Origin of the sequence: Micromonospora matsumotoense, assembly GCF_050951065.1 — a bacterium.
GTDB classification, from domain to species: Bacteria; Actinomycetota; Actinomycetes; order Mycobacteriales; family Micromonosporaceae; genus Micromonospora; species Micromonospora matsumotoensis.
In genome coordinates this window covers 3,990,311-4,015,721 of sequence record NZ_CP192025.1, presented here as the reverse complement: position 1 = coordinate 4,015,721, position 25,411 = coordinate 3,990,311, and the positions used below count along the sequence as shown (strand labels likewise).

Below are 25,411 nucleotides of genomic sequence, written 5' to 3'. Positions count from 1 at the left end.
TCTGCGGGTCGACGACGCACTTGTTTCCATAGGCAACCATCACTACATTGGGTCCGGGTGCCGCCGAGTTGCCGGGCGGCTGTTCAGCCTGAGCCGGGCTGTTGTCCATGTGCCGAGAAGGCACGTCGACGCGCGAGCGATGTCACTGCTCCCGTGCCGTCGGTCCACACCGACGGCCAGCCGGAAGGACCCCTGTGAGGATTTCCCGTACCCGTATCACCGCCGCCGTGGCTGCCACCGTCACGGTGGCGGCGGCCGTCACCACCGTGCTCGCCGGCACCGCCTCGGCGGCCCAGGGCTGCCGGATCGACTACCAGCCCAACGAGTGGACCGGCGGCTTCACCGCCAACGTCCGGGTCTCCCCGGGCGACACCGCCCTGAGCAGTTGGACCGTCACCTGGTCCTACCCGGGCGGCCAGCGGATCACCGGTGGCTGGAACGCCCAGGTCAGTCAGGCCGGCACGACGGTCACCGCCCGTAACGTCGCCTGGAACGGCAGTGTCCCGGCCGGCGGCTCGACCGAGTTCGGCGTCCAGGGCACCAGCACCTCGGGGGCCACCGCGCCGACCGGGTTCGCGCTCAACGGCGTACCGTGCAACGGCGGTCCGCCGCCGACCACCACGCCGGTGCCTCCGACCACCACGCCGGTGCCGCCGACGACCCCGCCCCCGACCACGCCGCCCCCGACGACCCCGCCGCCGACCACGCCGCCCCCGACCACCCCGCCGCCCACGACTCCTCCGCCGACCACGCCGCCGCCGGCCGGGTGTGCCGGCGCGGTGCTCTGTGACGGATTCGAGAACCAGACCGGCACCACGCCGGCCGGCGACTGGAGCGTGGTCAACCCGGACTGCTCCGGGGCGGGCCGGGCGGCGGTGGACACGACCACCACGCACAGCGGTAGCCGCTCGCTGCGGATCGACGGCGCGGCCGGTTACTGCAACCACGTCTTCGTCCGGTCCAACAAGGACCTCAGCGCCGTGGGCACCGTCCGGTACGGCCGGATCTGGCTGCGCCACACCACCGCCCTGCCGACCCAGCACGTCACCATGACGGCGATGACCGACACCGCCGACGGCAACAAGGACCTGCGGATGGGCGGCCAGAACGGCGCGTTGCAGTGGAACCGGGCCTCCGACGACGCGACCCTGCCCGAGCAGAGCCCGGCCGGGGTGGCGTTGAGCGTGCCGCTGCCCACCGGGCGCTGGACGTGCCTGGAGTTCATGGTCGACGGCAACCAGGGACAGTTGCGTACCTGGCTCGACGGCACCGCCATCACCGGGCTGACCGCCGACGGGGTGGCCACCCACGACGTCGACGGCCAGTGGTACAACCGCACCTGGCGGCCCCGGCTGACCGACCTGAAGCTGGGCTGGGAGAGCTACGGCGAGGGCGCGGACACCATCTGGTACGACGACGTCGCCCTGGGCAGCAGTCGGATCGGCTGCTGACCCGCTCCGGGGCCGGGCGGCCGACGGGGCTGCCCGGTCCCGGCCGGGCCGACTGACCATTCAGCCGGCGGTGGGGTGCCGATCATGGTGCGTTCATCCACGATTGCCAGGCTGACCTCTGGTCGGCGGGGTTCGCCTCCCGCCAGAATGTGGCTGACCGAGATAACCATCTCGGTCGATGCATTCCTGTCGGCCCCCGCGACCCGGAGGACCCGTTGCGCACTCCCGCGAACCCCGTCACCGCCCCGACCCCTGCCACCCCCGCTCCGCACCCCGTCACCCGACCGCGTCGCCTGCTGGGCACGCTCGCCCTGCTGACGGCCATGGTCGCGGCGGTGCTGGTCGGACCGTCCGTGGTGACCCCGAGACTGACCGACTCCGCGTCGGCGGCGGTCTACGGCTCCTGCACGATGTCCCGCTGCGCGGACGCCCGTACCGCCCGCTCCGGCTGGTCGGCCAAGAGCTTCCCCACCAGCCGGGGCTGGTACGCCTGGAGCGGCGGCCTGTCGAACTTCGCCGGCGGCCAGTTCCACAACTACGAGGGGCAACTCCCCGCCGGGGCCACCTACTACGAGTACGACGTCTATCCGCGGGTCTCCGGCGCGGCGCGGGACGCGTACCGCATCGTGGTGAACAGGAGCACCGGGGCGACCTGGTTCTCGCCCGACCACTACGCGAACTTCTACCGGATCTGAGCCAGGACCATCGGGGTGGGCCGGTCCGCCGGCCCGCCCCGGGCGAGCAGGAGGATGCACGATGACCGGACAGCGTCAGCCGGGGTGGCTGCGGGTGACCGACGAGGCCCGGCCGCCGGGGCACCCGACGCCGTCGGCCACCGTGTCCGGCGCGGCGGCCCGTACCCGCCCCGCGCTGTTCGACACCCTCGCCGACGCCCTCGACCTGCCCGGACACTTCGGCCGCAACTGGGACGCGCTCGCCGACGTGCTGGCCGACCGGCTCGACGTCGGGCCGGTCACCCTGGAGGTGACCGACGCCGGTCTGCTGCTCGCCGACGAGCCGCCCGGGCAGCTCGGCACGCTGCTCGACGTGGTCGGCGGGGTGTCGGCGGGTGCCCGGGAGCCGGTCCGGCTGGTGCTGCGGGACACCCCGCAGCGGCTGCCCGCCCTGCGGCTGCGGCTCTCCGCCGTCCTCGGCGGCTGCGGCGTGGCCGCCCCGCCGGGCGGCGTGGCGCACTGAGGCGTGGCGCACTGAGCCGTCTTCTGCCGCTGGCCCGGCGCGCCGCGCTGTTCCTGCCCGCCGGCCACGCCCGGCGTGCTGAGCCGGCCCCCTTGCCCGGTCGGTGGGGGACGGGCAGCGCCGGTGCCGGGGGCCGTGGTCAGTTGGGGTGGTCGAGGATCGCGCTGAACCGCTCCTCGGCCAGGTCGAGCTGGGCGAAGATGTGCCGCTTCACCGGTGCCGACAGCGGGGTGTCCGGCCGGGCGATCAGATCACGGAAGACCGGCACCAGTGGACGGTACTTCGCCGCCGAGCGGGCCACCTTGGGCCCGACGGCGTAGACCACCCCCACGCCGTTGTCGGTGAAGTCGCTGACCTTGATGACCCGGGCCCACGGCTCCCGGTCCAGGCTGGCCGCGACGTGCTCGCGGTACTGCACGTGCGGGTCCCGGTCCGGGTCGTACACCGGGTTGGTGACCGCGCCGACGAGCCGGGCCACCCGCGCCCCGAACCGGTCGGCCAGCGTGGCCAGCGCCCCCGCGGTCGGATCGACGGCCTCCGCGCCGGCCAACTCCCGGGGGTGGTCCTCCACCGCGTCGTGCAGCAGGCCGGCGACGATCACGTCGACGTCGCGCACCTGGTAGTGGTGCATCATCCGGATCGACACCCGCAGCAGGTGGTTGAGGTAGGGCTCCCGGGAGCGGCGGTCGTCGCGGTGCAGCTCGGCGGCGAGGTCCAGGGCGGCGGTCAGCCGGTCCCGGTCGGCCGCCGCGAAGGCCGGCAGCTCCAACCGGAACCGGGCCAGCAGGCCCGGCTCGCCGTGCAGCTCGGTGATCGCGTGCATCGGCATGGTGGCGAGGTACGGCGGGAACTCCATCGCCTACTTATAGCCGATCTTCACTGTCCAGCGGACCCCGTCGTCGGGCATGTGACCGGGTCACCTCCTGCCGGAAAGGTGCTTGACCAGGCGTACCGTCGTCCCGCCGGGGGTGCCGTCGAGCTGTGCCTCGTCCATCAACCGGGCCATGATCAGTCGCCCCCGACCCCGGTCCCGCCCGTCGGAGGGGCCCTCCCGCCAGCCGCCGGTGTCGGACACCTCGATCTCCAGTCGGCCGGCGTGCAGCCCGGCCCGTACCGTGACGGTGGCCTCGGACGCGAAGCGGCAACCGTGCTCGATGGCATTGGCGCACGCCTCGCCGACGGCGATCAGCACCACCTCCAGGTCCGCCTCGTCCACCCCGGCCCAGGTCAGCCACGACCGCAGCGCCTCCCGGGTGGGGGAGAGTTGGGCCGGGTCGGCGGCCAGCGCGGCGCGGAACACCACCGGCGCGTCCCGGACCATCGGGCCGGCCGGCGACGGCATGCCGGGCGGGTCGTCCGCCGGGCGGCGTCCGGCCGTCGGGTCGGGGCAGCTCGCGCCGACGTCGCGTCCACCCGTCACCCGCGTCCACCTCCCGCTGATCCTTGCCGCCGGGGTCGAGGCAGGTCGACTACCAACAGGCCGACCGGTGCCGGCGAGCCCCGATCGTCGTCCCCGGGCCATTCTGCCTGTCCCGGCCCGCCGCCGGGTGCCGCCCCCGGGGGCGGGGCCTCCCGGCGGGTGATGCCGGCCATGCGGGGTGGCGATCCCGGCCGGCGGGAGTGGGCGGATGCTGTCGCGCCCCGGCCGGACCGGGGCGACCCGGCGGTCGGCGGCGGCTACGAGGCCAACCGCTCGCCCGGGTCGGGCACCGGGTCGGCGAGACCGATGCCGCCGTCGGACCGCCTTATCTCCGCCCAGACCGCGTCGAGCGAGAGGCCCAGGACGTCGGCGAGCACCGCGATGGTCGGGAAGGCGGGGGTGGCCACCCGGCCGGACTCGATCTTGCGGAGGGTCTCCGGTGAGAGCCCTGCGGCCAGCGCGGTGCCGAGCATCGAACGCTGCCCCCGGGCGCGGCGCAGCAGTGCGCCGAGACGTTGTCCGCGTTCGACCTCGGCGGGAGTGAGCGGCAACCTGACCATGGCTGCGATTCTAGTACCGGGATAACATGGCCGGGATATTTATTGGTGGTCCGAGGAAGGCACCGCATGATCGAGATCCTGAACCCCGCCGACCTGGTGCGTGCGCGGGACACCGGCGCTCTGGTCGCCGACATCCTGCGGACACTGAAGAGTCGCAGCACGGTCGGCACCAACCTGCTGGAGATAGACCAGTGGGCGCAGGACATGATCGTCGAGGCCGGTGCGCAGTCCTGCTACGTCGACTACGAGCCGTCCTTCGGACGCGGGCCGTTCGGCCACTACATCTGCACCTCGGTCAACGACGCGGTGCTGCACGGCCTGCCGTACGACTATCCGCTCGCCGACGGTGACCTGCTCTCGCTCGACCTCGCGGTCTGTCTCGGCGGCGTGGTCGCCGACTCGGCCGTCAGCTTCGTCGTGGGCGACGCGCCGTCCCCGGAGAGCGTCGCCCTGATCGACGCGACCGAGCGCGCGCTGGCCGCCGGGATCGCCGCCGCCGGCCCCGGCGCGCGCGTGGGTGACATCTCGTACGCCATCGGCAGCGTCCTCGACGCGGCGGGATACCGGATCAACACCGAGTTCGGCGGCCACGGCGTCGGCTCGACCATGCACCAGGACCCGCACGTGTCCAACACCGGCCGGCCCGGTCGCGGCTACCGGCTGCGCCCCGGGCTGCTGCTGGCCCTGGAGCCCTGGGTGATGGCGGACACCGCCGAACTCGTCACCGACGCCGACGGCTGGACGCTGCGCAGCGTGACCGGCTGCCGGACGGCACACAGCGAACACACCATCGCCATCACCCCCGACGGCGCCGAGGTGATGACCCTGCCGCGGTGACCCGGCACCGACCGCCGGCACCCCGACCGGTGCCGGCCCGTCGTCGCGCGGGCCGCCGGCGAGGGGCGCGACGATCGCCCCGGTCGGGCCGCACCTGGGACGGCGCGGCCCGACCGGGGGCGGGTCACAGGGGCAGTCGGCCGGCCCCGGCGAGCGGCCCCACCACGAGCGGCACCAGCGGCGCGGGCACCGCCGGCGACGCGCGCAGGGTCGGCGTCCAGCCGGCGTCACCGCCCAGGTCCGGGTCGTGGGTCGCGTTGTAGGCGGCCACCAGGTCGACCGGTCGGGGCAGCGCCCGGTCGGCGTCCACCCAGTTGCCCCGGGTGGTGACCGCGGTGCCACCCCAGTCGTACAGCAGGTCGCCGGAGGCGACGCCGACGCCGAGGGTGAAGAAGTTGTTCTCCACGTACGCGGCGGACTGCACGCCCACGCCGATCGCGTACGCGAAGTCGTCGCCGGCCAGCCGGTACCAGTTGTTGTAGACGTCGACCTGGCCGAAGCGGACCCGGGGCAGCCGCTGGAGCACCCGGTCGAACAGGTTGTGGTGCAGCGTCACCTTCAACCGGCCGACGTCCGGCCCGACCGTGTTGGACGAGCCGATCAGCATCAGCTTGTCCCTTCCGGTGAACCGGTTGTACGAGGCGGTCACCAGGCTGGCGGTGTGGGTGATGTCCAACGATCCGTCGTGCACCTGGTACGGCCGGCCGAAGTACACCGGTTGGGCGCTGTCCGGATTGTCGCCGTCGGTGAAGGTGTTGTGGTCGACCCAGACGTGCTCGCTGCGGCGTACCGAGATCTGGTCGTACTGGGAGTTCCAGTTGCCGGTCGCGCCGTCGGTGGGCGACCAGGCCGGGAAGCAGTCCCGGGTGTCGTCGAAGGTCAGGTTGCGGACGATCACGTTGTCGGCCCCGTCGACCATCAGGGTCAGTCCGGTGAGGACCGCCCCGTGTCGGCCGACGATCGTGGTGTTCGGGCCGACGTTGATCTGCGTCTGCCGGGTCTGGTTGGCCACCGAGCGGACCCGGGCGGCCTCCAGTGCCCCGGTCGGCGGCACCATGCCCCACACCGCCGGGTCGTACGCGGCCAGGTAGGCCGGCAGGCGGTACTCCGGGTCGGCCAGGTCGGCACAGCTGCGCAGGCTGCCGTCGTCGGCGGCGAACCCGTCCACAGTGCCGTCCACGACGATCACCTTCGGGGTGGCGTTGCTCCGGTTGGTGGCGTTGTCGCCGCCCAGCGCGCGGACCAGGCCGGCCCGGCTGCGTACCAGGTGGACCTGGTCCGGGCCGGCCGCCGCGCCGCCGGTGGTGCCGGGGCCGTCGGCCGCCCAGCCGTCACCGGCCGGCAGGGTCTGCCGGGCGATCCGCTCGACGGCCCGGGGCGGCCCGTCGGGTGGCGCGGCGTACGCGGCGGTGCCCGAGGTCAGCAGGAGGGAGAGGGCGACCAGGGCCGCCCCGGTGGTGCGTGGACGCATAGGACTCTCCGGAGGGTGTGGTGGTGGGTGGTGGGTCAGTCGTCCTGCGCCGCCAGGGCGGTGCGCACCGGCGGCACCGCCCACGGCACCGCCAGCTCCGACAGCAGCGCCCCCTGCTCGGCGGCCCGGCGCAGCACCGCGTTGATCCCGCGCACCGTCACCGCCCGCTCCGGTCCGCTGCCGGTCACCGTGACCAGGTCGCCGCCGAGCATGGTCGGCTCGGGAGCGCGCTGCACCTGTTCCAGCACGGCGGTGAACGGGGCGGTCCGGGCCAGCGGGGCGATCAGCGGGGTGCCGGCCGGGTCGGCGCGGTGGGCGAGCAGGTTCTCCAGCAGCCCCCGCCGCCCCGGCACCACCCGGGGTTGCGGGTCACCGGGCAGCAGCAGCCGGTCGGTCGGGTACTCCAGCACCGCCCGCCCGGCGGTGCCGGTCACGATCACCTCACCGGCGACGAAGTCCTCCCCGGCCAGCGTCACCGCCACCACGATCGGCGGCCCGCCGGCGACGACGATCCGCAGCGCGGCGGTGTCGTCCACCTCGATCGGCCGGACCCGGTAGCGTTCCAGCTCGATCTCCGACGGCCGGACCGGCGCGCCGGTCACCGTCTCGGCCACCGCCAGGCACTGCATCACCGCGTGCGCGAGCGGGTTCACCAACGCCCCGTCCAGCACCGGCCGACCGTGCAGGGTGCGTCGGCCGGCCCACGGGGAGCGGGCGAAGTAGCCGTCCGGTCGTTGCCAGGCGGCGACCGTGCCGATGCCGGTGACGGTGCCCAGCCGGCCCTGCCCGACGGCGGCCGACAACTGCGCCAGCGCCGCCGACCCGAGCGCCTGAAAGCCGACCTGGCAGGCCCGGCCGGTCGCGGTCAGCGCCCCGGCCAGCGTCCGGTGTTCGGCGGTGGACAGCACCGGTGGCTTCTCCAGCAGCAGGTCCGCACCGGCGGCGAGGACGTCGAGGGCGATCGGCAGGTGGGTGTGCGGCGGGGTGCAGACGATCACCACGTCCGGCCGGGTGGCGGCGAGCATCTCCCGGTGGTCGGTGTGCACGGTGGCCCCGGCCGGCACGGGCGCGGCCGGCTCGTCCTCGATCGGCCGCACGTCCACCAGCGCCACCAGCTGCAACCGTCCCGCCGCGTGCAGCGGGGCCACCGTCCGCCGGTGCCATTTGCCGTGCCCGTTCGCGCCGACGATCGCCACCCGGGGTACGGCGACCCCGGTGCCGGTCGGCGTTGCGGTGGCGTCGCGGGTGGCCGGCGCGCCCTGGGCGGCCAGCCCACCGGCGGCGGCCGGCGGCACCGGGGCGGTCACGCCGCGCCCGCCAGGACCGCCGCCACCCCGTGGGTACGCAGCGCGCCGAGCCACCCGGCGACGTCGGCGCGGAACCCGTCGTCGTCGGCGAGCGCGGCCGGGAAGACCTCCGGCAGGGCGAACAGCGCCTCGACCGTGCCGGCGGGGGTGTCCCCGGCGGTGGCGAGCGCGGCGGTGATCCGGTCGGCCAGCGGGTCGTCCAGCGGCAGCACGGTGCCGTCGTCGGCCCGCCCGTCGAGGAACCGCAGCCAGGCCGCCACGACCAGCGCCGACCAGTACGCCGGCCGACCCTGCGCGCGCAGATCGACGGCGGTGTGCAGGACCCGCTGCGGCAGCTTCTGCGACCCGTCCATCGCCACCTGGAGGGTGCGGTGCCGGATCGCCGGGTTGGCGAAGCGGGCCAGCGCCTCGTCGCCGTACCCGGTGACCCGTACCCCGTCGGGCGGGGTGAAGCTGGCGGCCACGTCGTCGGCGACGAACCGGCGCAGCACGTCGGTCAGGCCGGGCAGGGTCAGCGCCTCGGCGATCGTCTCGCGGCCGGCCACCGCCCCCAGGTAGGCCACCGCGGAGTGCACGCCGTTGAGGCCGCGCAGCTTCAGCCGCTCCCACGGCCCGGCGTCGGTGGTGAGCACCGCGCCGGCCTGCTCCCACCGGGGCCGGCCGCCGGGGAAGTCGTCCTCCAGCACCCACTGGGTGTACGGCTCGGCGGCCACCGCCGCCAGGTCGGCCACCCCCAGCGCGGCGCGGGCGTCCGCCAGCGTCCCGTCGGTGCTGGCCGGGACGATCCGGTCCACCATCGTGCCGGGGAAGCTCACCTGCCCGGCGAGGGCGTCCCGCACGGCGTCCGGCACCCCGGCCAGGGTCAGCGACTGCTGCACCAGGCCGCGCAGCCGACGCCCGTTGGACGGCAGGTTGTCGCAGCTGACCAGCGCGATCGGGCCCGCCTGCGCGGCGGCACGGGCGAGCAGCCCGCGTACCAGCAGGCCGGGCACGGTGACCGGCAGCCGGTCGGTGGTCAGGTCGAGGGTCAGCTCCGGGTCGGCCCGCAGCACCCCGGAGACCGGGTCCAGGTGGTACGCCTTCTCGGTCACCGTCAGCGTCACCACCCGGATCGCCGGGTCGGCCAGCAGCGCGACCACCGCCGCCGGGTCGCTGGCCGCGTGGCGTACCCCGGCCAGCGCGCCGACCACCCGGGTCTCGGACCGGTCGGCGGCCAGCGTGGTGACGCTGAACAGCGCGTCCTGCGCCGCGAGGGCCTCGACCAGCGCGGTGCTGCGCGGGGCGACCCCGATGATGCCCCAGTCGCCGCCGGCCGCACTGATCGCCGCCTCGGTGAAGACCGCCTGGTGGGCCCGGTGGAACGCGCCCAGTCCCAGGTGGACGATGCCGGCCGGCACGGTGCCCGGCCGGATCAGCGGTCGGCTCTGCGCGGGCACCCGGCGCAGGGTGGCCAGGCCCAGCCGTTCGGTGCCCCCGTTCACCGCCATGCCGGGCCGTCCGGGAAGCGGAACCGGGCGATCGACTCGGGGCGCATGGTGGCGCTGTAGCCGGGGGCGGTGGGCAGCAGGTACCGGCCGCCCCGGGTGCGGACCGGGTCGACGAAGTGCTCGTGCAGGTGGTCGACGTACTCGACCATCCGCCCGTCCAGGCTGGCCCCGACCCGCAGGTAGTCGAAGATCGCCAGGTGCTGCACGTACTCGCAGAGGCCGACGCCACCGGCGTGCGGGCAGATCGGCACCCCGAACTTGGCCGCCAGCAGGATCTCCGCCAGCACCTCGTTGACCCCGCCGACCCGGCAGGCGTCGATCTGCATCACCCCGATCGCCTCGGCCTGGAGCAGCTGCTTGAAGATCACCCGGTTGGCGGCCACCTCGCCGGTGGCGACCCGGCACCGGCCGTCGGTCAGCGCGGTCACGGCGCGGGCGATCCGGGCGTGCCCGAGGATGTCGTCCGCGTGCGTCGGCTCCTCGATCCAGTACGGGTCGACCTCGGCCAGCGCGGTCATGGCGGTGATCGCCTCGTCGACGTCCCAGACCTGGTTGGCGTCCATCATCAGCAGCGCGTCCGGGCCGATCTCGGCCCGGATGATCCGCGCCCGGCGCAGGTCGTCGGCCGGCGGACCGCCGACCTTCATCTTCATCGCCCGCCACCCCTGGGCGTACGCCTCGCGGGTCAGCGCCCGCACCTTCTCGTCCGGATACCCCAACCACCCGACCGAGGTGGTGTACGACGGAAAACCACCCTGCTCGAGTTCCGCGAGCCGTTCCGCCGCGCCGACCAGTCCCTTGTCGAGGATGGTGGCGGCCTCGTCGGGGGTGAGCGCGTCGGTGATGTGGTGGAAGTCGATGTTGGCGACCAGCTCGTCGGTGGGCAGCTCGGCGAGGTAGCGCCACATCGGCTTGCCGGCCAGCTTGGCCCGCAGGTCCCAGACCGCGTTGACCAGCGCGCCGGCGGCCATGTGGATGACCCCCTTCTCCGGCCCCAGCCAGCGCAGCTGCACGTCGGCGGTGAGCGAACGCCAGAACGCCACCGGCTCGGCCGCGATCTCCTCCACGGTGCGCCCACGGACGTGGTGGGCGAGGGCCTCGATCGCCGCGCAGGTGATCTCGTTGCCCCGGCCGTTGGTGAAGGTGAACCCGGCGCCGGTCGGACCGGTGTCGGTGCGCAGCTCCACGTAGCTGGCCGAGTAGTCACCCCGGTTGATCGCGTCCGAGCCGTCGCCGGCCGCCGCGGTGGGGAACCGGACGTCGTGCACGTCGACGTCGGTGATCCTGGTGCTCATGCGGACCCTCCGAACCTGAAGACCTTCTTGGGCAACCGGTACGCCAGGTCGACGACCGTCTCGGCGGCCTCGTCCTCGGTCAGCCGGTGCTCGGCGACGAGGCGGGCCAGGAACCCGGCGTCGATCCGGCGGGCCACGTCGTGGCGGACCGGGATGGAGCAGAACGCACGGGTGTCGTCGACGAACCCGGCGGTGTTGTAGAACCCGGCGGACTCGGTGACCGCCTCCCGGAACCGGCGCAGCACCTCCGGGGAGTCCAGGAACCACCAGGGCGCGCCGAGGTAGAGCGCGGCGTAGCCGCCCGCCAGCGGGGCCAGCTCCCGGGTGAAGGTGTACTCGTCGAGGGTGTAGAGCACCACCCGCAGCCGCGGGTCGTTGCCGTACGCGTCGAGCAGCGGGGCCAGCGCGTGCACGTACTCGGTGGCCTGCGGGACGTCGCCGCCGACGTCGCGGCCGTGGCTGGCGTACAGCCGGCGGTTGTGGTTGCGGACCGCGCCGGGGTGCAGTTGCAGCACCAGCCCGTCGTCGAGGGACATCCGGGCGAACTCCACCAGCATGTGCGCCCGGAACGCCTCGGCGTCGGCGGCGTCGGCCAGCCCGCGCCGGCCCCTGTCGAAGAGCTTCGCCGCCTCGTCGGCGGTCAGCGCCAGGGTCCGCGCGGTGGGGTGGCCGTGGTCGGAGGAGGTCGCGCCGGCCGCGATGAACGCCGCCCGGCGGGCCCGCAGCGCGTCCAGGTAGCCGGCGTACGTGCCGGTGTCGACGCCGGCCACCTCGCCGAGCCGGGCCACGTTGTCGGCCCAGCCGTCGAACTCCATGTCGACCACGTTGTCCGGGCGGAACGTGGTGACCACCCGGCCGCCCGGGCCGCCCCAGCCGTCGGCGGCGAGCTTGGCGTGCCGGCCGAGGTCGTCCAGGGGCGACTCGGTGGTGGCCAGCACCTCGATGCGGAACCGTTCGAACAGCGCCCGGGGCCGGTACTCCGGCTCGGCCAGCCGGGCGGCCAGCTCGTCGTAGACGGCGTCGGCGGTGTCCGGGGTCAGCGCGGTGTCCACCCCGAACACCTCGCTGAAGGTGCGGGTCAGCCACAGCCGGGACGGGGTGCCCCGGAACAGGTGCCAGTGCGCGGCGAAGCGCCGCCAGATCGTCCGGCCGTCGGTCTCCACCGGGCTGCCGTCGACGCTGGGCACGCCCAGCTCGGCCGGGGGGACGCCCTGGCTGAGCAGCATCCGGGTGAGGTAGTGGTCGGGCACGATGAGCAGCCGGGCCGGGTCGGGGAAGGGCTGGTCCTCGGCCAGCAGCGCCGGGTCGACGTGCCCGTGCGGCGAGATGATCGGCTGCGGCCCGGCCAGGGCGTACAGCTCGCGGGCGATGGCCCGGACGCCCGGGTCGGTCGGCAGGAGCAGGTCAGGAGAGGTCGGCACGTCGGGGGACTCCTCGGGTACGGGCGGCGGGTCGGCGGATCAGGGCGGGGGCGGTGGTGGCGTGGGCCGCAGCGGCCGGGGTGGGCCGGTGGGTGGGCCGCAACGGGTCAGGGTGGGTGCAGGGTCGGCCGGCAGCGGTCAGGGCAGGGTGAGCAGGTCGGCCACCCGGACCGGATCGCCGGTGGCGAAGGAACGGTTGGCGGCCAACCCGGTGAGCAGGGCCAGCGCCCCGTCACGGGCGGTGGCGGCCCGGTCCAGCGGGTCCGGCTCGCCACCGAAGATCACCCGGGTCATCCGGGCGTCCGCGCCACCGTGGCCCTGCCGGGTGTAGCCCTCGACCGGCACCCGGGTGGGCGGGGCCCAGAACGGGCGCAGGGTCAGGGTGGCCGCGCCGTGTTCGGCGGCGGCCTCGTCGCCGTGCAGGGCCGCGCCCTTGAGCGCGCCGGCGGCCCCCGGGCTGACGAAGTCGCTCTCGGTGACCTCCAGTTCGAGGCGGCCCCGGCTGCCGTTGACCATCACCCGGTAACCCTCCCAGGGCGCGTACGCGGTGAGGTGGTAGGTCATCGTCGCGCCGGTGGAGTAGCGGGCCAGCACCGCCATGTCGTCCTCGATGCTCACCCCGGGGGCGAAGACGTTGCGGTCGCGGTGGTAGCCGTCCTCTCCCTCGGCGTCGAGGTACAGCTCCCGCAGCCGGGGGTGGTCGGCCAGCCGCAGGGCGAACGGGTCGTCGGCGGCGGCGGGGGAGTCGTGCGCCCGGTCGTAGTCGCGGGCGTAGCCGTGCCGGCGGCCGTCGGCGCCGTAGAAGAACAGCCGGCCGGCCGCGTACACCTCGACCGGGGTGGCGTCGAGCCACCAGTTGACCAGGTCGAAGTGGTGGCTGGCCTTGTGCACCATCAGCCCGCCCGAGCTGCCCTTGTCCCGGTGCCAGCGGCGGAAGTAGTCCGCGCCGTGCCGCACGTCGAGCAGCCACTCGAAGTGCACCGAGCCGATCTCGCCGACCGCGCCGTCGGCGAGCAGCCGCCGGACCTGCTCGTGCAACGGGTTGTAGCGGTAGTTGAAGGCGACGGTGACCTGCCGGCCGGTCTCGGCGACCGCGTCGAGGATGCGTCGGCAGCGGGCCGCGTCGACGGTCATCGGCTTCTCGGTGACCACGTCGCAGCCGGCCCGCAGGGCCGCCACGATGTACTCGTCGTGGGTGACGTCGACGCTGGTCACCAGGACCACGTCGACCCGTTCCCGGTCGAGCATGGCGGCGAAGTCGCCGGCCCGGTAGGTCGGCACGGCCGGGTGGCCCAGCTCGGCCAGCCACCGGTTGTGCGCGTCCATCCGGGTCTGGTTGACGTCGGCGAAGGCGACCAGCTGGGCGGTGTCGGCGTGCTCGGTGACCAGGGCGCGGACGAACATCTCGGCCCGCGCCCCGGTGCCGACCAGGGCATGCCGTCGACGCGGCGTGGCGGGTGGTGACATCGGGTGGACCTCCCCGGTCGCTGCAAAGGTTTGCAGTGAAGAAACCACGACGATGAAGAGCACGTCAACGATCGATGCCAATCCCGTGGTATAGATACCCTTTTGTGGGCTTAAGGGGGCATGGTGAGAGCGCCCCCGCAATCGACCTGTAACAAACTCCCGTTGACAGTGGAGCAACCGTTTGCATTAATTGGCGGCACCCACGTGACCCCGACCACACCATCGACGAGAGGGCCGCCCGTGCCAGCCACCATCCGCGACGTCGCGCGGGCCTCGGGCGTGCACATCTCCACGGTGTCCCGCACCTTCTCGGCGCCGCACCTGGTCAACCCGGAGACCCGGGTCCGGGTGCTGGCCTGCGCCGAGGAGCTCGGCTACCGGCCCAACCGGGCCGCCCGCGCCCTGATCACCGGCCGGACCCACAACATCGGCCTGATCATCGCGGACATCGCCAACCCGTTCTTCCCGCCGCTGATCAAGGCGGCCGAGGGGCAGGCCCGGCACCGCGACTACCACGTCTTCGTGGCCGACACCAATGAGGACCCGGCCGCCGAGGAGGAGCTGGTCCACGCGCTGGCCAAGCAGGTGGACGGGGTGCTGCTGTGCAGCCCCCGGATGAGCAACGCCCTGATCGAGCAGGTCAGCCGGGAAGTCCCGGTGGTGGTGATAAACCGCCAGGTGACCGGTCTGCCCTGCGTGATGATGGACGTCGGTCAGGGCGCCCGCGCCGCGATCGAGCACCTGCTGGGCCTCGGCCACCGGCAGCTCGCCCTGCTCGGCGGCCCGCGCGGCTCCTGGACCAACCAGCAGATGCGCCGGGCGGCCGGGGCCGCCGCCCGCTCCGGTGGGGCCGAGCTGACCGTGCTCGGCCCGAACCCGCCCACCGAGACCGGCGGCAGCGCGCTGGCCACCCAGGTACGCGACAGCGGCGTCAGCGCCGTGCTCGCCTACAACGACCTGATGGCGATCGGGCTGATCGAGGGGCTCGACCACCTCGGCATCCGGGTGCCGCAGGACGTCAGCGTGGTCGGGGTCGACGACATCGCGCTGAGCCGACTCACCCGCCCCAAGTTGACGACGGTGGCCACCCCAACCGCGGCCGCCGGCCGGACGGCCGTCGACATGCTGCTGCAGCACGACTCCGAACTCCGCCCGCGCGGCGGGGGACGGGCAGCGGCCGTCGGCGACCGACGCACCACCGCACAGGTAATGCTCCAGACCGAACTGGTCATTCGCGACTCGACCGGACCCGTACCCGGTCGATCCCGTCCCGGATCCGTTCCGGATGGCCCGGGCCCGCATCGCCTTGCGGACCCGGGCAGCCCGACCGTGACCACCGGTGGCGTCGTCGCCTCCTAGCCCGAGGAGTGAGCGCATGCACCCCGCAACGTCCCCCACCGCCGGTACGCCGGCCGAACCGCACCACCGTACCCTCGCACCCCGTCGTCGATTCCTGCGCGGCCTGGTCGCCGCCGCCGTCGCCGTACCGCTGATGTTCGGCGCGGCGGCCTGCGGCGACGACGACGCCGGTGCCGACGGACAGGTCAAGCTCTCGGTCTTCTGGTGGGGCGGTGAGGCGCGGGCCAAGCTCACCGAGGACGCCCTCGCCCTCTATACCAAGAAGCACCCGAACGTGACGTTCGAGAAGACCTGGCAGGCCAACCAGGGCTACTTCGACAAGCTGGCCACCCTCACCGCCGGCGGCAACCCGCCGGACCTGTTCCAGATCGACGACAACTACCTGTCCGAGTACGCCGGCCGCAGCACCGTGCTCGACCTCAAGAGCTACCAGGACTCCGGCAAGCTCGACGTGTCCAAGTTCCCCAAGAGCCTGCTGGAGTACGGCGTCGTCGACGGCAAGCTGGCCGGGGTGGCCTCCGGCGAGAACACCCAGGGCCTGGTCTACAACAAGACCCTGCTGACCAGCAACGGCCTCCCGGAGCCGACCACCGGCCAGAGCTGGGAGGAGCACATCGCCTGGGCCGAGCAGGTGGCCAGGAAGACCAAGATTCCGGGCACCCAGGACCCGAGCGCCGACTACAAGGCGTTCTGGGTCTGGCTGCGCCAGCAGGGCAAGGACCTCTACAACGGCAAGGACCTGGGCTTCACCGCCGAGGACGTGACGAAGTGGTTCGAGTTGTGGAAGGGCGCCCGGGACCGGGGCGCCACCCCCACCCCCGACGTGATCCACGAGGGCAACGCCAGCGACGTGACCAAGCAGCTCGTGGTCACCGGCAAGGCCGCCACCTCCTGGGTCTGGGTCAACCAGATGCCGGACCTGAAGAAGAACACCAAGGACGAGCTGGGCGTCGTGGCGTACCCGGGTGACCCGAGCGCCCAGTGGGCCCGCGCCTCGATGTACTGGTCGGTGTTCAAGAGCAGCAAGCACCGCGACACCGCCGTCGACGTGATCAACTTCCTGGCCAACGACCCAGAGGCGGCGGCGCTGCTCGGCACCGACCGGGGGCTGCCGTCGAACATGGACCTGCGGGCCAAGGTCAGCGAGTCGGTGACCGACCCGGCGATGAAGCAGTCCATCCAGGTCGAGTCCGAGCTGGCGCAGAAGTTCGGCCAGTCGCCGCAGGTGCCGATCAAGGGACACAGCAAGGTCAAGTCCGAGCTGATCAAGGCCGCCGAGAACGTCCAGTACAAGCGGGCCAGCCCGGCCCAGGCGGCGGAGCAGTTCATCACCGCCTGCAAGTCCGCGATCGCCTGATCGACCCGTCGCGGTCGACGAAAGGAGCCGGCCCCGTGGCCCTCACCACGGCCCCCGGCCGGACCGGACGCACCGGTTCCGCCCGCCCCCACGCCAACCGGCGTCGGGTCGGGCGGGACCGGCACGCCGAAGGACTGGCGGGTTACGTATTCCTCTCGCCCTGGCTCATCGGACTGATGGGCGTCACGGCGATCCCCATGCTGCTCTCGCTCTGGCTGAGCTTCACCAACTACGACATCCTCACCCCGCTGTCCGAGGTGCAGTGGGTCGGGCTGGCCAACTACGAGCGGATGTTCACCGCCGACCCGTCGTACTGGCACGCGGTCCGGGTCACGTTGACCTTCGCCCTGGTGGCCGTGCCGCTGAAGCTGGCCGCCGCGCTCGGCGTGGCGTTGCTGCTCAACAAGGCGTGGCGCGGGGTGGGCCTGTTCCGGGCGCTGTTCTACCTGCCGTCACTGCTCGGCGGCAGCGTGGCGCTGGCCATCGTCTGGGTCAACATGTTCAACCGGGACGGCGCGTTCAACTCGTTCCTCGCGCTGTTCGGCATCGAGGGGCTGCCCTGGGTCAGCGACCCGGACTGGGCGCTGCAGACCCTGATGGTGCTGGCGATCTGGCAGTTCGGGGCCCCGATGGTGATCTTCCTGGCCGGGCTCAAGCAGGTGCCCACCGAGCTGTACGAGGCCGCCTCCGTCGACGGCGCCAGCCGGTGGTCGCAGTTCTGGCACGTCACCCTGCCGATGCTCTCCCCGGTCATCTTCTTCAACCTGGTGCTGGAGACCATCAACGGGTTCCAGGGTTTCACCGCCGCCTTCGTGCTCAGCAACGGCACCGGCGGCCCGGTCGACTCCACCCTGATGTACACCCTGAAGCTCTACATCTCCGGCTTCACCGACCTGGAGATGGGCTACGCCTCCGCGATGGCCTGGGTCTTCCTGATCGCGATCGGCCTGATCACCGCGATCTTCTTCAGCACCGGGCGGTTCTGGGTGCACTACTCCGACGGGGAGAAGTGATGGTGGCGGTGACCTCGACGGCGCGTCCACGCAGCAGCCGCAAGTCGGGCGGCCGGCAGGCGGTACGCCTGCTCATCCTGATCGTGATCGTGGCGGTGGTGCTCTATCCGCTGCTGTGGATGCTGGGCACCTCGGTCAAGTCGCCGGAAGAGATCGTCAGCAACGTCGGCCTGCTGCCCGAGACGTTCACCCCGGGCAACTTCACCGCCGGCTGGGGCAACTTCGACCTCAGCTTCGGCACGTTCTTCCTCAACAGCGCGATGGTCAGCCTGCTGACCGTGGTCGGCAACGCGGTCTCCTGCCTGCTGGCCGCGTACGCCTTCGCCCGGCTGCGGTTCCGGCTGCGGGGGATCTGGTTCGCCGTCATGATCGGCACCCTGCTGCTCCCCGGCCACGTGCTGATCGTGCCGCAGTACATCCTGTTCCGCAGCCTGGGTCTGGTCGGCGGGGAGTGGCCCTACCTGCCGCTGCTCATCCCGCAGTTCCTCGCCACCGAGGCGTTCTTCGTGTTCCTGATGGTGCAGTTCATGCGGGGCATCCCGCGCGAGCTGGACGAGGCAGCCAAGATCGACGGTGCCAGCCCGTACGGCATCTTCCGGCACGTCATCCTGCCGCTGAGCCGGCCGGCGCTGGTCACCACCGCGATCTTCTCGTTCATCTGGACCTGGAACGACTTCTTCCGGCAACTGGTCTTCCTGTCCAGCCTGGACGACTACACCGTGCCGGTGGCACTGACCCTGTTCATCGACTCCACCAGCCAGAGCGCGGTCGGCCCGATGTTCGCCATGTCGGTGCTGTCGCTGCTGCCGGTCTTCCTGTTCTTCCTGGCCTTCCAGCGGATGCTCGTCGAGGGCATCAACACCAGCGGGTTGAAGGGATGACCGCCGTCCCGCTGGCCCAGGAGGACGCCGAGCCGGCCCGTCGGGACTGGCGGGACACCCTGCGTGACGCCACCGACCTGGCGCTGCTCGGGTTCGCGCTGAGCCTGGCCGCGCTGCCGGTGCTCACCCTCGCGCCGGCCCTGGCCACCGCCAGCGCCGCCGTGCACGACCGGCTGACCCTCGGCGGTTGGCCGGACCTGCGCACCACGCTCGCCCGGTTCGGCCGGGCGGTGCCGGCCGGCCTGGCGGCCAGTGCCGTCGGGGTGGCCGTCGCCGTCGCGCTCGGCGTCGACCTGGTCGCGCTGGCCACCGGCCGGGTGCCCGGCGGCGGGATCGCGTTGGCCGGCACCGCCGTGGTCACCGCCGCCCTGGCCGGGTACGCCGGGCTGACCGTGGTGGCGATCGGTCGTACCGGCGGGCGGGGCTGGCGGGGCGCGGCCCGGGTCGCCGCCCGGACCGGCCTGGCCCGGCCGGGGACCTGGGCGGCGGCCGGCGGGGTCTGCGCGGTGGCCGCTCTGTTGGGGATACTGGTCACCCCGGTGGCGGTGCCGATCCTGGCCGGCTACGCGTTGGCCGCCCTGCACGCCGTCGCCGCCCGCAGGCCTTCCACCCGGACGGAGGCACCGTGACCGGTCACCCCCACCCTGCTCCCACGCGGTTCGACCCGCAGCCGCACCACCCCGGCCCGGACCCGGTCGGGGCGGTCACCCACCCGGGTCCGGCCGACCCGGGTGCGTCCGACGCGGGCGGGCCGGACGACGACGATCCGGCGCTGCACATCGGTGACGTCGAGGTGGCCCGGTACGTGGTGCGGCCCGACCTGGCCCCCCGCCACGGTCCCCGGCCCTACCTGCACCCGGTGCGGACGCTGGCCGGCACCCCGGTCACCGACGCGCTGCCCGCCGACCACGTGTGGCACCTCGGGGCGTCGCTGGCCGTGCAGGACGTCGACGGCACCAACCTGTGGGGCGGCCGGACGTACGTCCGGGACACCGGCTACACCTGGCGCGACGACCACGGCGTGATCGCCCACACCCAGTGGCGGGAACGGGCCCCGGACCGGCTGGCGCACGCGTTGCAGTGGCGCGACCGCGACGGCGGTGTGCTGCTCACCGAGCACCGCCGGCTCGCCGCGACCCCGGTGGCCCCCGACGCCTGGGCCCTCGACATCGACTACACCCTCACCGCCCCCACGGACCGGGACGTCCACCTGGGCAGCCCGGCCACCAACGGGCGACCCGACGGGGCCGGCTACGGCGGCTTCTTCTGGCGGGCGGTCGCCGACGGCGAGCCGGTCACGTTCACCGCCGACACCGACGGGGAGAAGGCGGCCAACGGCAGCGCCGCCCGCTGGGTCGCGCTGACCGGCGTCGCGCCGGGCGGTGGGGCGTACACCCTGGTCTTCACCGGGCTCGGGCTGGGCGACCGGTGGTTCGTGCGGACGGCGATGTATCCGGGCGTCTGTGTGGCCTTCGCCTTCGACCGGCCGGCCGTGGTGCCCGCCGGTGGTCGACGGACCGGCCGGCACCGGGTGCTGGTCGCCGACGGGGTACGCGACCGGGCCGGCGTGGCCGCCCTGCTCGCCGCCGCGGAGCCGGCGTGACCGCCGACGGACCGACCGCCGTGGCGGGGCGCCCCGAGCCGTCGGCCGGACCTGAGGTGGTCACCGTCGGCGAGTCGATGGTGGTGCTCAGCCCGGACCCCACGGGCCCGCTGGCGCGGGCCGACCGGCTGGGCGTCTCGGTCGGCGGCGCGGAGTCCAACGTGGCGTCCGCGCTCGCCGCGCTCGGCCACCGGACCGCCTGGGTGAGCCGGGTCGGCGACGATCCGTTCGGCCGGCGGGTGCTACGACACGTCGCCGACACCGGGGTGGACACCGGCCTGGTCGCCGTCGACCCGACCGCGCCGACCGGCGTCTACCTCAAGGACCCGACGCCCGACGGCACCGCCGTGCACTACTACCGGTCCGGGTCGGCGGCCTCCCGCCTGCACCCCGGGGTGCTGGACGACCCGGCGCTGGCCGGGGCCCGGCTGCTGCACCTGTCCGGGATCACCGCCGCCCTCTCGCCGTCCTGCGCGGCCCTGGTGCGCCGGGCGGTCACCGACCGGCCGCTGCCCGCCGCCCGGGTCACCTTCGACGTCAACCACCGGGCCCGGCTCTGGCCGGCCGGGACTGCCGCGCCGGTGCTGCGCGGGCTCGCCGACGCCGCCGACGTGGTCCTCGTCGGGTTGGACGAGGCACACACGCTGTGGGGCGTCACCGACCCGGACGCCGTGCGGGACCTGTTGCCCGGCCCGGACCTGGTGGTGGTCAAGGACGCCGACGTCGGCGTCACCGCGCTGCCCCGCACCGGCCCGGCCGTCTTCGTCCCCGCGCTGCGGGTGCCGGTGCACGAGCCGGTCGGCGCCGGCGACGCCTTCGCCGCCGGCTGCCTGTCCGGGCTGCTGCGCGGCCTCGACCTGCACCACTGCCTGCGGCTCGGGCACCTCTGCGCGGTCCCCGCCCTGACCGTGGCCGGCGACACCGCTCCGCCACCGGGGCGGGCGCTGGCCGATCGGCTCCTCGCCCTGCCGGCACGGGACTGGGCGAGCCTGGACCTGGTCGACGCCGGCCTGCTCCCCACCCCCGCCACCGGAAGGAACGGTCGATGACCGCGCACGACTTCGCACCCCTGTTCGGCACCGCACGGGTGATGGTGATCCTGCGCGACCTGCCCCCGATGGAGACCGTGCGGCTCGCCCAACGGGCCTGGGATCTGGGCATCGACGTGGTCGAGGTGCCGATCCGCACCCCCGACGCCACGCTCGCCCTGCGGGCGGCGGTGGAGGCCGGCAAGGACCGGGGCCGACGGGTCGGTGCCGGCACGGTGCGCACCCCCGCCCAGGTCCGGCAGGCCGCCAGCGCCGGGGCGGCGTTCACCGTCGCCCCCGGGTTGGACCTGGCGGTGGCCGACGCGGCGGTCAGCTACGGCATCCCGCACCTGCCCGGGGTGGCCACCCCCACCGAGGCGCAGCTCGCGCTCGACCACGGGCTGATCTGGCTCAAGGCGTTCCCGGCGGTCAGCCTCGGCCCACAGTGGTTCAAGGCGGTCGCCGGCCCACTGCCGGAGCTGCGGTTCGTGGCGACCGGGGGGATCGACGCGGGCAACGCCGCCGACTTCCTCGCCGCCGGGGTGCGGGTGGTGGCGGTGGGTTCGGCGCTGTCCGACCCCCGGCAGATCGACCGGCTCGCCGAGCTGGCGACGACCCCGGCCTGAGCCGGTGCCGACCCCGCCCGCCGGGCTGCCGGGCCGGCCGGTGTCGACCGCCGGCCTGCCGCGCGGGCGTGCGGCGGCCAGGGCACCGATCCGGCGGACCGGTGCGGGCGGGTCAGTCCGGGGCGGGGCCGAGACTGTCCCGGACGACCAGGGTGGCCGGCAGCACCTCGACCCGGGACCGGTCGGCGGCCGGGCCCAGGGCCAGGGTCATCGCCCGTGCGCCCAGCTCCACCAGCGGCAGCCGGACGGTGGTCAGCGCGGGGGTGACGTCGGCGGCGACCGGCATGTCGTCGAAGCCCACCACCGAGACCTGCCCGGGGACCGGGATGTCGCGGGCGCGCAGCAGGGTCAGCGCGCCGACGGCCATCGAGTCGTTCAGCGCCACCAGGGCGGTCAGCCCGGGGACGGCGTCGAGCAGCTCACCGGCGGCGCGGGCGCCGCCGTCGCGGTCGAAGTCGGCGTAGCGGATCCGCTCCTCGGACAGCGGGTGGCCGCCCTCGGCGAGCGCGGCACGCAGCCCGTCGAGCCGGTCGGTGATCGTGGTCAGCACCTGCGGCCCGGCGACCACCCCGATCCGGCGGTGTCCCTGGCGCAGCAGTTCCGCGCCGAGCAGTCGGCCGCCGTCGGCGTTCGCCGGCATCACCGCGTCGCCCGGGTGCTCGTGCCGGCCGACCACCGCCACCCGGCCGCCGGTCGCCTCGTAGGCGGCCAGCTTCTCGGCGAGCCGGGCGGTGAAGGTGACGTCGTGGTAGCCGGAGCCGGCCAGCACGATCGCGGCGACCTGCTGGGCCCGCAGCATCTCCACGTACTCCAGCTCGCGTTCCGGGTCGCGGTAGCTGTTGCAGATGATGACCAGCCGGCCGTGGTCGGTGGCGACCCGTTGCAGTCCCCGGGTCAGCTCGGCGAAGTACGGGTCGGAGACGTCGTGCACCACCACGCCGACCACGCTGCGCTGCGGCCGGGCCAGCAACTGGGCGTGCGCGTTCGGCACGTAGCGCAGGTCGGCGACGGCCCGCAGCACCCGTTCGCGCAGGTTGTCGGCGACGGGCTTGCTGCTGCCGTTGATCACCCGGGAGGCGGTGGCGGGGGAGACCCCGGCGCGGCGGGCGACATCGGCCAGCGTCGCCATGGGCACCCCCGAAAGTGTCCGGCCCCGATCCGGGCCGCGCGGTAGCGGACAGGTTACCGCAACGGCCGGGGCGGGCCCTTGCCCGTGGTCGGGCCGCCGCCTAGGCTGCTAGGAAAGCGCTTACCTATGTGATGTGCAAAGGGGAAGGACGACCATGACCCGAAGGTCGATCGGCATCATCGTCAACGGCGTCACCGGTCGGATGGGCTACCGCCAGCACCTCGTCCGCTCCCTGCTCGCGATTCGTGAGCAGGGCGGGCTGCCGCTGGGTGACGGCACCCGGATCTGGCCCGAGCCGATCCTGGTCGGCCGGGACGAGACCCGGCTGCGGGCGGTCGCGGAACGGCACGGCCTCACCGACTGGACCACCGACCTGGCCGCCGCCCTGGCCCGCGACGACGCGGAGATCTACTTCGACGCCCAGGTGACCCAGCAACGGGAGAAGGCGATCCGCCAGGCTATCGAGGCCGGCAAGCACATCTACACCGAGAAGCCGCTCGCCGAGTCCAGTGCCGCCGCGCTGGAGCTGGTCCGGGCCGCCGACGCCGCGGGCATCCGCACCGGCGTCGTACAGGACAAACTCTTCCTCCCCGGGCTGCGCAAGCTCCGCCGGCTCATCGATGGCGGCTTCTTCGGACGCATCCTGTCCGTCCGCGGCGAGTTCGGCTACTGGGTGTTCGAGGGCGACTGGCAGCCCGCCCAGCGACCCTCCTGGAACTACCGCACCGAGGACGGCGGCGGCATCGTGATGGACATGTTCCCGCACTGGCAGTACGTGCTGGAGGAGCTGTTCGCCCCGGTCCGCGCGGTCACCTGCCTCGCCGCCACCCACATCCCCGAGCGCGTCGACGAGGCCGGCCGCCCCTACCCCGCCACCGCCGACGACGCCGCGTACGGGATCTTCGAACTCGACGGCGGGATCGTCGCCGCGCTCAACTCGTCCTGGGCCACCCGGGTGCACCGCGACGAACTGGTCGAGTTCCACGTCGACGGCACCGAGGGCAGCGCCGTCGCCGGGCTGCGCCGGTGCCGGGTCCAACACCGGGCGGTCACCCCCAAGCCGGTCTGGAATCCGGACCTGCCCGCCACCGAGGACTTCCGGGCCCAGTGGACCGAGGTGCCCGACAACGAGGAGTTCGACAACGGGTTCAAGGTGCAGTGGGAGGCGTTCCTGCGGCACGTCGTCACCGGATCCCCGTTCGCCTGGGACTTCCTGGCCGGCGCGCGCGGCGTGCAACTGGCCGAGCTGGGGCTGCGCTCCGCGCGGGAGGGCCGCCGCGTCGAGGTGCCGGAGCTGTCCCGGTGACCGGCACCGTCCGGCTGCCCGACGGCAGCACCCACCGGCTGCGCGGCAGCGCCGGTCACGACCGTCCCACCGGTCCGTCCACCAGCCGGGTGGCGTACGCCGCCGCGCACGTCGTCGCCGACCCGGGCGCGGAGAACGTCCCGGGCGCCCCGGCCGCCGTCGACTGGGAACGTACGCTCGCCTTCCGCCACCACCTCTGGTCGTACGGGCTGGGGGTGGCCGAGGCGATGGACACCGCCCAGCGCGGCGCGGGCCTGGACCACCCGGCCACCCGGGAGCTGATCCGGCGCAGCGCCGCCGAGGCCCGCGCGGTCGGCGGCCGGATCGTGGCCGGGGTCGCCACCGACCAGCTGCCACCCGGCCCGGCCACGGTGCCCCAGGTGACCCGGGCATACGCCGAACAGCTCGCCGACGTCAGCGCCGCCGGGGCCCGCCCGGTGCTGATGTGCAGCCGCCACCTGGCCGCCGTCGCCACCGGCCCCGACGACTACCTTCGGGTGTACGCCGAGCTGCTCGCCGCCGCCGACCAGCCGGTGGTGCTGCACTGGCTCGGCGACATGTTCGACCCGGCGCTCGCCGGTTACTGGGGCTCGGCCGACCTGGACGAGGCCACCGAGACGGTGCTGGACCTGGTCAAGGAGCACCAGGGGAAGATCGACGGGATCAAGGTGTCCCTGCTCGACGCCGGTCGGGAGGTGGCGCTGCGTCGCCGCCTGCCCGCCGGGGTACGCCTCTACACCGGCGACGACTTCCACTACCCGGAGCTGATCCGGGGTGACGCGCAGGGCCACTCCGACGCGCTGCTCGGCGTCTTCGCCGCCATCGCGCCGGCAGCCGCCACCGCGCTCGCCGCGCTCGACGCCGGTGACCTGGACCGGTACGACGCGGCGTTCGCCCCGACCCTGCCGCTGGCCCGGCACCTGTTCGCCGCGCCGACCTGGTTCTACAAGACCGGCATCGTGTTCCTGGCCTGGTTGGCCGGGCACCAGGAGCACTTCACCATGCTGGCCGGGCAGCAGTCCGGCCGGTCCCCGGCCCACCTGGCCCGGCTGCTCGTCCTCGCCGACGCCGCCGGGCTGCTGCCCGACGCGGAGCTGGCCGCCGCGCGGGCGCGGGCGTACTTCACCGTGGCCGGGGTGACCCAGTGACCGGGATGACGCCCGGCGATGGCGCGGTGGCCGGCGATGGCGCGGTGG

24 protein-coding genes are annotated in these 25,411 nt (G+C 73.9%); 14 read left to right on the top strand and 10 right to left on the bottom strand.

Features of this window, described 5'->3' with window-relative positions; translation table 11 throughout:
• Window positions 1-227: 227 nt before the first annotated feature.
• From ACQP1S_RS17700 to ACQP1S_RS17690, 3 genes are all read left to right on the top strand, one after another.
• Window positions 228-1,451, top strand: coding sequence for a cellulose-binding domain-containing protein (locus tag ACQP1S_RS17700; RefSeq protein WP_432896560.1), 1,224 nt, complete (start codon window positions 228-230; stop codon window positions 1,449-1,451).
• Window positions 1,452-1,666: 215 nt separating this feature from the next.
• On the top strand, window positions 1,667-2,146 hold the full coding sequence (locus ACQP1S_RS17695) for a ribonuclease domain-containing protein (protein ID WP_432896557.1): 480 nt from the start codon (window positions 1,667-1,669) through the stop codon (window positions 2,144-2,146).
• A gap of 61 nt (window positions 2,147-2,207) precedes the next feature.
• Window positions 2,208-2,648 (top strand): barstar family protein, encoded by a 441-nt coding sequence (locus ACQP1S_RS17690; protein ID WP_432896554.1) that lies wholly within the window; start codon window positions 2,208-2,210, stop codon window positions 2,646-2,648.
• 139 nt (window positions 2,649-2,787) lie between these two features.
• On the opposite strand, the gene ACQP1S_RS17685 is transcribed toward ACQP1S_RS17690, so the two are convergent.
• From ACQP1S_RS17685 to ACQP1S_RS17675, 3 genes are all read right to left on the bottom strand, one after another.
• Complete coding sequence (locus ACQP1S_RS17685; protein WP_432896551.1) at window positions 2,788-3,504, bottom strand: HD domain-containing protein; 717 nt, start codon at window positions 3,502-3,504, stop codon at window positions 2,788-2,790.
• Window positions 3,505-3,564: 60 nt separating this feature from the next.
• Complete coding sequence (locus ACQP1S_RS17680; protein WP_432896548.1) at window positions 3,565-4,068, bottom strand: ATP-binding protein; 504 nt, start codon at window positions 4,066-4,068, stop codon at window positions 3,565-3,567.
• Window positions 4,069-4,325: 257 nt separating this feature from the next.
• Window positions 4,326-4,628, bottom strand: coding sequence for a helix-turn-helix domain-containing protein (locus ACQP1S_RS17675; protein WP_091251114.1), 303 nt, complete (start codon window positions 4,626-4,628; stop codon window positions 4,326-4,328).
• Window positions 4,629-4,694: 66 nt separating this feature from the next.
• Between ACQP1S_RS17675 and map the strand changes: the two genes are divergently transcribed.
• A complete protein-coding gene (gene map / locus ACQP1S_RS17670; protein ID WP_432896544.1) occupies window positions 4,695-5,465 on the top strand; it encodes a type I methionyl aminopeptidase in 771 nt (256 codons plus the stop codon).
• A gap of 124 nt (window positions 5,466-5,589) precedes the next feature.
• On the opposite strand, the gene ACQP1S_RS17665 is transcribed toward map, so the two are convergent.
• The 6 genes from ACQP1S_RS17665 to ACQP1S_RS17640 form a co-directional block, all read right to left on the bottom strand.
• On the bottom strand, window positions 5,590-6,522 hold the full coding sequence (locus tag ACQP1S_RS17665) for a pectate lyase family protein (protein WP_432908115.1): 933 nt from the start codon (window positions 6,520-6,522) through the stop codon (window positions 5,590-5,592).
• A gap of 449 nt (window positions 6,523-6,971) precedes the next feature.
• Window positions 6,972-8,243 (bottom strand): Gfo/Idh/MocA family protein, encoded by a 1,272-nt coding sequence (locus ACQP1S_RS17660; RefSeq protein WP_432896541.1) that lies wholly within the window; start codon window positions 8,241-8,243, stop codon window positions 6,972-6,974.
• Window positions 8,240-9,730 (bottom strand): mannitol dehydrogenase family protein, encoded by a 1,491-nt coding sequence (locus tag ACQP1S_RS17655; protein WP_432896538.1) that lies wholly within the window; start codon window positions 9,728-9,730, stop codon window positions 8,240-8,242. Before ACQP1S_RS17655 ends, ACQP1S_RS17660 begins: the two co-directional genes overlap by 4 nt.
• Window positions 9,721-11,025, bottom strand: coding sequence for an enolase C-terminal domain-like protein (locus ACQP1S_RS17650; RefSeq protein ID WP_432896535.1), 1,305 nt, complete (start codon window positions 11,023-11,025; stop codon window positions 9,721-9,723). Before ACQP1S_RS17650 ends, ACQP1S_RS17655 begins: the two co-directional genes overlap by 10 nt.
• Entirely contained in the window at window positions 11,022-12,446 is a 1,425-nt protein-coding gene (gene uxaC / locus ACQP1S_RS17645) for a glucuronate isomerase (protein WP_432896532.1), read from the bottom strand. Before uxaC ends, ACQP1S_RS17650 begins: the two co-directional genes overlap by 4 nt.
• Window positions 12,447-12,584: 138 nt before the next feature.
• Window positions 12,585-13,913 (bottom strand): Gfo/Idh/MocA family protein, encoded by a 1,329-nt coding sequence (locus ACQP1S_RS17640; protein WP_432896529.1) that lies wholly within the window; start codon window positions 13,911-13,913, stop codon window positions 12,585-12,587.
• A 240-nt stretch (window positions 13,914-14,153) separates the two neighbouring features.
• On the opposite strand from ACQP1S_RS17640, the gene ACQP1S_RS17635 reads away from it, so the two are divergent.
• From ACQP1S_RS17635 to ACQP1S_RS17600, 8 genes are read left to right on the top strand one after another with little or no spacing between them, the layout of a single operon-like run.
• The gene (locus ACQP1S_RS17635) at window positions 14,154-15,272 is read left to right on the top strand and encodes a LacI family DNA-binding transcriptional regulator (RefSeq protein WP_091251128.1); all 1,119 of its coding nucleotides are present in this window, start codon (window positions 14,154-14,156) and stop codon (window positions 15,270-15,272) included.
• Window positions 15,273-15,288: 16 nt separating this feature from the next.
• Window positions 15,289-16,629 (top strand): ABC transporter substrate-binding protein, encoded by a 1,341-nt coding sequence (locus ACQP1S_RS17630; protein ID WP_432896524.1) that lies wholly within the window; start codon window positions 15,289-15,291, stop codon window positions 16,627-16,629.
• Between the two features lie 35 nt (window positions 16,630-16,664).
• Window positions 16,665-17,642 carry a carbohydrate ABC transporter permease gene (locus tag ACQP1S_RS17625; RefSeq protein WP_091251132.1) on the top strand — a complete coding sequence of 326 codons (978 nt, stop codon included), beginning with the start codon at window positions 16,665-16,667 and terminating at the stop codon, window positions 17,640-17,642.
• Window positions 17,642-18,523: a carbohydrate ABC transporter permease gene (locus ACQP1S_RS17620; RefSeq protein WP_432896520.1), complete on the top strand. Its 882-nt coding sequence runs from the start codon at window positions 17,642-17,644 to the stop codon at window positions 18,521-18,523. Before ACQP1S_RS17625 ends, ACQP1S_RS17620 begins: the two co-directional genes overlap by 1 nt.
• Window positions 18,520-19,152, top strand: a complete 633-nt coding sequence (locus ACQP1S_RS17615) for a hypothetical protein (RefSeq protein ID WP_432896518.1) — start codon at window positions 18,520-18,522, stop codon at window positions 19,150-19,152. The genes ACQP1S_RS17620 and ACQP1S_RS17615 overlap by 4 nt, the downstream gene beginning before the upstream one ends.
• Entirely contained in the window at window positions 19,149-20,126 is a 978-nt protein-coding gene (locus tag ACQP1S_RS17610) for a PmoA family protein (RefSeq protein WP_432896515.1), read from the top strand. The genes ACQP1S_RS17615 and ACQP1S_RS17610 overlap by 4 nt, the downstream gene beginning before the upstream one ends.
• On the top strand, window positions 20,123-21,175 hold the full coding sequence (locus tag ACQP1S_RS17605) for a sugar kinase (protein ID WP_432896512.1): 1,053 nt from the start codon (window positions 20,123-20,125) through the stop codon (window positions 21,173-21,175). Before ACQP1S_RS17610 ends, ACQP1S_RS17605 begins: the two co-directional genes overlap by 4 nt.
• Window positions 21,172-21,780 (top strand): bifunctional 4-hydroxy-2-oxoglutarate aldolase/2-dehydro-3-deoxy-phosphogluconate aldolase, encoded by a 609-nt coding sequence (locus ACQP1S_RS17600; protein WP_091251136.1) that lies wholly within the window; start codon window positions 21,172-21,174, stop codon window positions 21,778-21,780. The genes ACQP1S_RS17605 and ACQP1S_RS17600 overlap by 4 nt, the downstream gene beginning before the upstream one ends.
• Window positions 21,781-21,892: 112 nt before the next feature.
• On the opposite strand, the gene ACQP1S_RS17595 is transcribed toward ACQP1S_RS17600, so the two are convergent.
• Entirely contained in the window at window positions 21,893-22,909 is a 1,017-nt protein-coding gene (locus tag ACQP1S_RS17595) for a LacI family DNA-binding transcriptional regulator (protein WP_432908112.1), read from the bottom strand.
• A 154-nt stretch (window positions 22,910-23,063) separates the two neighbouring features.
• Here ACQP1S_RS17595 and ACQP1S_RS17590 point away from each other — a divergent pair, with 154 nt between their 5' ends.
• Both ACQP1S_RS17590 and ACQP1S_RS17585 read left to right on the top strand, forming a co-directional pair.
• Window positions 23,064-24,215 carry a Gfo/Idh/MocA family protein gene (locus tag ACQP1S_RS17590; RefSeq protein ID WP_357775344.1) on the top strand — a complete coding sequence of 384 codons (1,152 nt, stop codon included), beginning with the start codon at window positions 23,064-23,066 and terminating at the stop codon, window positions 24,213-24,215.
• Complete coding sequence (locus tag ACQP1S_RS17585) at window positions 24,212-25,363, top strand: dihydrodipicolinate synthase family protein (protein ID WP_432896507.1); 1,152 nt, start codon at window positions 24,212-24,214, stop codon at window positions 25,361-25,363. The genes ACQP1S_RS17590 and ACQP1S_RS17585 overlap by 4 nt, the downstream gene beginning before the upstream one ends.
• Window positions 25,364-25,411: the final 48 nt, after the last annotated feature.